At 50.2% G+C, this 7,143-nt stretch carries 6 protein-coding genes and 1 pseudogene; 3 read left to right on the top strand and 4 right to left on the bottom strand.

Annotated elements, in window-relative coordinates; genetic code table 11:
• From E0D98_RS19785 to allA, 4 genes are all read right to left on the bottom strand, one after another.
• A partial coding sequence (locus E0D98_RS19785) for a TIM barrel protein (protein WP_165941039.1) occupies positions 1-465 on the bottom strand: 465 nt, incomplete at its 3' end.
• A 12-nt stretch (positions 466-477) separates the two neighbouring features.
• On the bottom strand, positions 478-2,259 hold the full coding sequence (gcl, locus tag E0D98_RS19780) for a glyoxylate carboligase (protein ID WP_001096881.1): 1,782 nt from the start codon (positions 2,257-2,259) through the stop codon (positions 478-480).
• Positions 2,260-2,348: 89 nt separating this feature from the next.
• Entirely contained in the window at positions 2,349-3,164 is an 816-nt protein-coding gene (gene allR / locus E0D98_RS19775; protein WP_000141275.1) for an HTH-type transcriptional repressor AllR, read from the bottom strand.
• A 77-nt stretch (positions 3,165-3,241) separates the two neighbouring features.
• Positions 3,242-3,724, bottom strand: a complete 483-nt coding sequence (gene allA, locus E0D98_RS19770; RefSeq protein WP_000776392.1) for an ureidoglycolate lyase — start codon at positions 3,722-3,724, stop codon at positions 3,242-3,244.
• Positions 3,725-3,953: 229 nt separating this feature from the next.
• On the opposite strand from allA, the gene allS reads away from it, so the two are divergent.
• From allS to E0D98_RS19755, 3 genes and pseudogenes are all read left to right on the top strand, one after another.
• Positions 3,954-4,880, top strand: coding sequence for an HTH-type transcriptional activator AllS (allS, locus tag E0D98_RS19765; RefSeq protein ID WP_000460129.1), 927 nt, complete (start codon positions 3,954-3,956; stop codon positions 4,878-4,880).
• 68 nt (positions 4,881-4,948) lie between these two features.
• A complete protein-coding gene (mnmH, locus tag E0D98_RS19760; RefSeq protein ID WP_001158001.1) occupies positions 4,949-6,043 on the top strand; it encodes a tRNA 2-selenouridine(34) synthase MnmH in 1,095 nt (364 codons plus the stop codon).
• 115 nt (positions 6,044-6,158) lie between these two features.
• A pseudogene (locus tag E0D98_RS19755) lies at positions 6,159-6,524 on the top strand (helix-turn-helix domain-containing protein); the annotation flags it as partial.
• Positions 6,525-7,143 lie beyond the last annotated feature (619 nt).

The raw sequence follows: 7,143 nt of genomic DNA, 5'->3' as shown, positions 1-7,143 counted from the left end.
GAGATGGAAACCAGGAATATCAAAATGGTTAATAGGTTCAATCAGTAATAAAATATCTTCTTTCATCAGCATATTCGCGGCATAACGCAGGTTTTCTACAAGCGTTGCGTGAATCTGTTCACTGCTGAAACCAGCCGGCGTTTTACCGACCAGACAGTTAATTTTTTTATTACCCAGCGCACGGGCATAACGAATCGCTGCTGCTACGCCATCCCGAAACTCTTCTTCACGGCCAGGAATACAGGCAATACCGCGCTCCCCCGCCGCCCAGTCACCCGCCGGTAAATTGTGCAGCGTATGTTCGAGTTTATTACTCGCCAGCACCTGTTTTAATTCTTCAATGTCGTAGTCATAAGGAAACATAAATTCAACGCCGCGAAAACCACACTGCGCAGCTTTCTCAAAACGGGCGAGAAAATCATATTCTCCAAATAACATCGATAAATTAGCAGAGAAACGTAACATTATTTATCTCCCTTATTCATAGTGCATGAAGCAGGTTTCAGTCGGTGCGTCCGCTGCGTTATCGGCGATATCTTCAAATTCCATGACGTTATCCAGTTCGCTGCCCATCGAAATATTGGTCACACGCTCGAGAATAACTTCCACGACTACCGGTACCCGATATTGCGCCATTAAGGCTTTCGCCTGTTCAAAGGCTGGCGCAATATCTTCCGGTTTGAAGACGCGAATCGCTTTACAACCTAAACCTTCCGCTACTTTTACGTGGTCAACACCGTAGCCATTCACTTCACTGGAGTTGATATTCTCGAAAGCGAGTTGCACGCAGTAGTCCATATCAAACGCGCGCTGCGACTGGCGAATCAGCCCCAGATAAGCGTTATTGACCAGTACATGGATGTACGGAATGTTGAACTGTGCGCCAACAGCTAACTCTTCAATCAGGAACTGGAAGTCAAAGTCGCCAGAAATCGCCACCACATTGCGTTTCGGATCAGCGGCACAAACCCCTAGCGCAGCCGGAATCGTCCAGCCTAACGGACCAGCCTGACCACAGTTGATCCAGTGGCGGTCTTTAAAGACATGCAGCATTTGTGCCGCAGCGATTTGTGACAGACCAATGGTGGTGACATAGCAAACATCGCGACCAAAGGCTTTGTTCATCTCTTCATACACGCGCTGCGGTTTCACCGGCACGTTGTCGAAATGGGTTTTGCGCAGCAAAGTGCGTTTGCGCTGCTGGCAGTCGGCGACCCATTCTTTACGACACGGCAGACGACCCGCTTTTTGCATCTCCTGCGCCACTTCAACCAGCAGTGTCAGCGCCGCTTTAGCATCAGAGACAATGCCGAGATCCGGACACAGCACGCGACCAATTTGCGTCGGCTCAATATCGATATGAACGATTTTGCGCCCTTCGGTGTATTTCTCTACCGAACCGGTATGACGGTTAGCAAAACGGTTACCGATACCAAACACCATGTCGGACGCCAGCAACGTTGCGTTACCGTAACGATGCGCGGTTTGCAGACCCACCATCCCGGCCATCAGTTCATGATCGTCCGGGATACAGCCCCAGCCCATCAGCGTTGGGATCACCGGAACGCTGGTCAGTTCAGCAAACTGTTGTAACAGTGCAGCTGCGTCAGCATTAATTACCCCGCCCCCGGCAACAATCACCGGACGTTCGGCCTGGATTAACATTTCTACAGCTTTTTCGATCTGCATACGGCTGGCAGCAGGTTTGTAGACCGGCAGCGGTTCGTACATGTCAGGATCAAACTCGATTTCCGCAACCTGAACGTCGAACGGTAAATCCACCAGTACCGGACCCGGACGACCAGAACGCATCAGGTGAAATGCCTGTTGCAGCACGCGAGGCACCAGCGCCGCTTCACGAACTGTAACCGCCATTTTGCTGACCGGTTTAGCAATTGCTTCAATATCTACGGCCTGAAAATCTTCTTTATGCAGACGGGCGCGCGGTGCCTGGCCGGTAATGCACAGAATAGGAATGGAATCAGCAGAAGCGGAATAGAGCGCGGTGATCATGTCCGTGCCCGCAGGACCGGAAGTCCCCAGACATACGCCGATATTTCCTGCCGTTGCGCGGGTATAACCTTCCGCCATGTGCGAAGCACCTTCCACATGACGCGCCAGAATGTGACGAATACCGCCGTGCTTACGCATCGCTGAGTAGAACGGATTGATTGCAGCTCCCGGAACACCGAAGGCGGTGGTGATACCTTCTTTCTCCAGCACATACATTGCCGCGTCAACGGCTCTCATTTTTGCCATTTTATTCCTACCTCTATTTATTGGAAAATTTTTCCAACTTTCAAATTTTGTCAAAAAAACCCGCTCCGCAGAGCGGGATGCGACAGACATTATGGATGTGCTTTCAGTCCCAACGCCGTGCTGATATCGCGGGCGGTGTCTCTGACCAGCTCACCCTGACTGACAAAACGATCTTCTGTCAGTCTTGATGAAGGCCCGGAGATGGAGATAGCGGCAACAACGCTACCGACATCATCGTAAATTGCTGAAGCTATGCAATTCAGACCTACAACATGCTCTTCTTTATCTACGGTATAGCCCAGTTCACGCGCTTGTTCCAGGTCCTTCAGCAAGGTGGGCATATCCACAAGCGTAGTTGGCGTAAACTGCTGCAAACCGGTTTGCAGAATGATGCTCATCAACTCCTCTTCCGCCAGCGGATAAAGCAGCGCTTTGCCCGCACCGGAAGCATGCAGCGGCAGACGACTGCCCAGTGGCGCACACATCCTGACCATTGATTTACACTCTAACTGACCAATTAATACTGCTTCATTGCCGTTACGGATCGCGACATTGACCGTTTCGCCGGAAAGTAACATCAGGCGGCGCATAAACGGCCCGGCGACGGAGAGGACATCGCGGTTATGGATGTACGCCGCACCGACGTTAAAGACACCTAATCCTATATGCCACCAGCCTAATTGACTGTCCTGATAGACAAAATCCGCTGCTTGTAAAACCTTCAGCAAGCGAAAGGTCGTGGAGAGCGGCAAATCCAGATTGAGAGAAATATCGCTAACCGACGAACTTCCCCCACTTTTTTCCAGATATTGCAGAATCGCAATTCCCCGCTCTAACGCCTGTGCGCCCTTCTGTGCCACAGGCTCCGCCTGTCCTGGCCTGCCGCGCCGTCTAACTTCCGTCATACCTACGTTAACTCCGACCTACAAGTGAGCATAAACAATGAACAATTAGTTTATCTTATGCAAGTCGGTTGCAGGCGTCACGCAAAACAGAGTTCCTGTTCAGGAATACTTTCAACATCACAGTTGTCACTGCCGCCGCGATCGATGGTCAGAAAATCGGTGACGCGCTGCCAGGCGAAAAGTGGGTGATGCCAGACGTTACGATGGTAATTCACTCCCTGTTCGCCGTTGGTGATAAACGCCCGCAGCGTTGACAGGTCTGGTTTGTCGTCGCCTAACGCCACGACCACCACAAACACTTCACCTTTCATCGGGATAAAGGCCTGAGTGCCCAGCGGATGACGTTCGAGTTCGTAAATGGTCAGCGGCAGATTCGCCGGTTGCGCGCGGTTAATGCTGATAAGCGTACGGTCTTGCTCAAGAATCTCAACCAGCGCCAAATCGTGGTAACGCTCCACCAGGCCATTGTTAATATGGAAAAAATCCCGTTGCTGAGTTTCGATTACGTCGCCATAAGCACTAAAGGCTTCCTGACTTAACGGTAATACCTGAAGTTTCATCTTTTTGTCCTTGTAACATAATTCCGTTCAACCATCGCCGACCGGTCAGCTTGGTTTCAATAACAGGCAATCTAAAACCTTAAGAGAACAACATCAATACAAAAGTTGGAATATTTTTCCAAAACTAGATTTAGTCCACAAATTGAACAGGGTTATCATGTAAAAATACTGATAAATCAGAGGATAAGAAAATCACGCAACTTGCGGATTTAAAAGGGGATACCTGAAGATGTTCGATCCAGAAACCTTGCGGACTTTCATTGCGGTTGCTGAAACAGGAAGTTTTTCAAAAGCGGCAGAACGATTATGTAAAACCACGGCGACGATCAGTTATCGCATTAAACTTCTGGAAGAGAATACCGGAGTAGCGCTGTTTTTCCGCACGACTCGCAGCGTGACGTTGACAGCGGCTGGCGAGCATCTACTTTCCCAGGCCAGAGACTGGCTGAGCTGGCTGGAAAGTATGCCAAGCGAGCTGCAACAGGTGAATGATGGCGTGGAACGCCAGGTGAATATTGTCATCAACAACCTGCTCTACCACCCCCAGGCCGTCGCCCAGTTGCTGGCGTGGCTGAATGAACGTTACCCCTTTACCCAGTTTCACATCTCCCGACAAATCTATATGGGCGTCTGGGATTCGCTATTATACGAAGGTTTTTCACTGGCTATCGGCGTCACGGGAACCGAGGCGCTGGCAAATACCTTTAGTCTTGATCCCTTAGGATCGGTGCAATGGCGCTTTGTCATGGCGGCGGATCATCCGCTGGCGAACGTTGAAGAGCCGCTAACAGAAGCGCAGTTGCGGCGCTTTCCGGCGGTCAATATTGAAGACAGCGCCCGCACCTTAACCAAACGCGTCGCCTGGCGATTGCCTGGGCAAAAAGAGATTATTGTTCCTGATATGGAAACGAAAATCGCCGCCCATCTTGCGGGCGTTGGCATTGGTTTTTTGCCAAAATCGCTTTGCCAGTCAATGATCGATAATCAACAACTAGTTAGCCGGGTAATCCCAACGATGCGCCCTCCTTCGCCATTGAGTCTGGCATGGCGCAAATTTGGCAGCGGCAAAGCGGTAGAAGATATTGTGACCTTGTTTACCCAGCGCAGGCCGGAAATCAGCGGATTTTTAGAAATTTTCGGCAACCCACGCAGTTAAAAATCAAGTTTCCTTGCGCGTTGGCGCGTAAAATAGCGCGCAAGCTGATTTGAGGTTCACTTTTAACTATGCAAGAGAGACACACGGAACAGGACTATCGTGCCCTGCTGATTGCTGATACGCCCATTATTGATGTTCGCGCCCCTATCGAGTTTGAGCAAGGCGCAATGCCCGCCGCTATCAATCTGCCGTTAATGAATAACGATGAACGCGCCGCCGTTGGCACCTGCTATAAACAGCAAGGCTCAGACGCAGCGCTGGCGCTGGGGCATAAACTGGTGGCGGGTGAAATTCGTCAGCAGCGCATGGACGCCTGGCGGGCAGCGTGCCTGCAAAATCCGCAAGGTATTCTCTGCTGCGCCCGTGGCGGTCAGCGCTCACATATTGTGCAAAGCTGGTTGTATGCAGCGGGGATTGATTATCCGCTGGTGGAAGGCGGTTATAAGGCACTGCGCCAGACCGCGATTCAGGCGACTATTGAACTGGCACAAAAACCGATAGTGCTGATTGGCGGTTGTACTGGCAGCGGTAAAACGCTGTTAGTGCAGCAACAGCCGAACGGTGTTGATCTGGAAGGGCTGGCGCGCCATCGCGGTTCGGCGTTTGGTCGCACGTTACAACCACAACTTAGCCAGGCGAGTTTTGAAAACCTGCTGGCTGCCGAAATGCTGAAAACCGACGCCCGTCAGGATTTGCGCCTGTGGGTGCTGGAAGACGAAAGCCGGATGATCGGTTCGAATCACCTGCCGGAATGCCTGCGCGAGCGAATGACTCAGGCGGCGATTGCGGTGGTAGAAGATCCGTTTGAGATCCGTCTTGAGCGCCTGAACGAAGAGTATTTCTTGCGTATGCATCATGATTTTACCCACGCTTATGGCGACGAACAGGGCTGGCAGGAATATTGCGAATACCTGCATCACGGACTTTCGGCGATTAAGCGTCGGCTGGGGTTACAGCGCTATAACGAACTCGCTGCCCAGCTGGATACGGCGCTGACAACGCAACTCACCACCGGCAGCACCGACGGTCATCTGGCCTGGCTGGTGCCGTTACTTAAAGAATATTACGACCCAATGTATCGCTATCAGCTTGAGAAAAAAGCGGAAAAAGTTGTCTTTCGCGGTGAGTGGGCGGAAGTGGCGGAATGGGTTAAGGCGCGGTAATGAGGGACGTATTTGTATTAGTCGCGACTTGATCTGACACATGGCCTTGAAAGGTTGAGAGTTACCGGTTTTGATATGAGTGTCGAATCCTTATCCAAAACAAGAGGTAACTCTCATGCTTCATACTGCCAATCCCGTCATCAAACACAAAGCCGGTTTGCTCAATCTGGCTGAAGAACTCAGCAACGTATCAAAAGCCTGTAAAATCATGGGCGTTTCGCGTGATACGTTTTATCGTTACCGCGAACTGGTCGCTGAAGGCGGTGTGGATGCGCAGATTAATCGTAGTCGCCGCGCTCCTAACCTTAAGAACCGTACCGATGAGGCAACTGAACAGGCTGTTGTTGATTACGCCGTCGCTTTCCCGACACATGGTCAGCACCGGGCCAGCAACGAGCTGCGTAAACAGGGGGTTTTTATCTCCGACAGTGGTGTCCGTTCTGTCTGGTTACTCCATAACCTTGAGAATCTCAAAAGACGATACTGAACAAATTTTATCAGGTGACGTTCCGTAAAAAGTTGTATGGAGTTCTCGATGCAGTCGGCGCGACTATCAGTACCCCCGCTGAACCCTGGACTATCGGGCCGCCGTACTGGGGCATGTCACCCTGGCGTGCCGCTGGTTTTCCGCTAATGGTTTATTTCCTCTTTCTTTCCCGGCAAGAATTTATTTTAATCCGGAAGGATTATTTATTTTCAGATAGGGACTCACATTAAACACGTAACATTTTAATTAATGCATGGCTGAATATGTATTACACAATGTCAGATATCGTAAAAGACCAGTGCAATTCTATGTAAACTCTCTGACTGTTCATTTTATTTGTTGTTTCAGGGTCGGAACTCACCCTCAATAAACAACTGAATACGAGTAGATATTCATCGTCTGAGCTATATGGCTTTACACAACAGCCGACATGTCTTTTCTCAGTCAGGAATTTTACTTTTCCTCACTACGAAGTTGACGACTTCGATATGGGATAGACTCTTAATTCAAGCAATTACTCTGCACAAGCATCAGGCAATCCAGCTCCAATATTTGTTATAAAATAATGCGTAACATTAATTTCACCAACAAAAAAAAGGTTTACACCATCCCC

The sequence above is a fragment of the Escherichia sp. KCJ4928 genome, from assembly GCF_004352695.1.
Classification (GTDB): Bacteria; Pseudomonadota; Gammaproteobacteria; order Enterobacterales; family Enterobacteriaceae; genus ECMA0423.
Note: the sequence above shows the minus strand (reverse complement) of the source record. Positions and strands in the feature narration are given on the sequence as shown.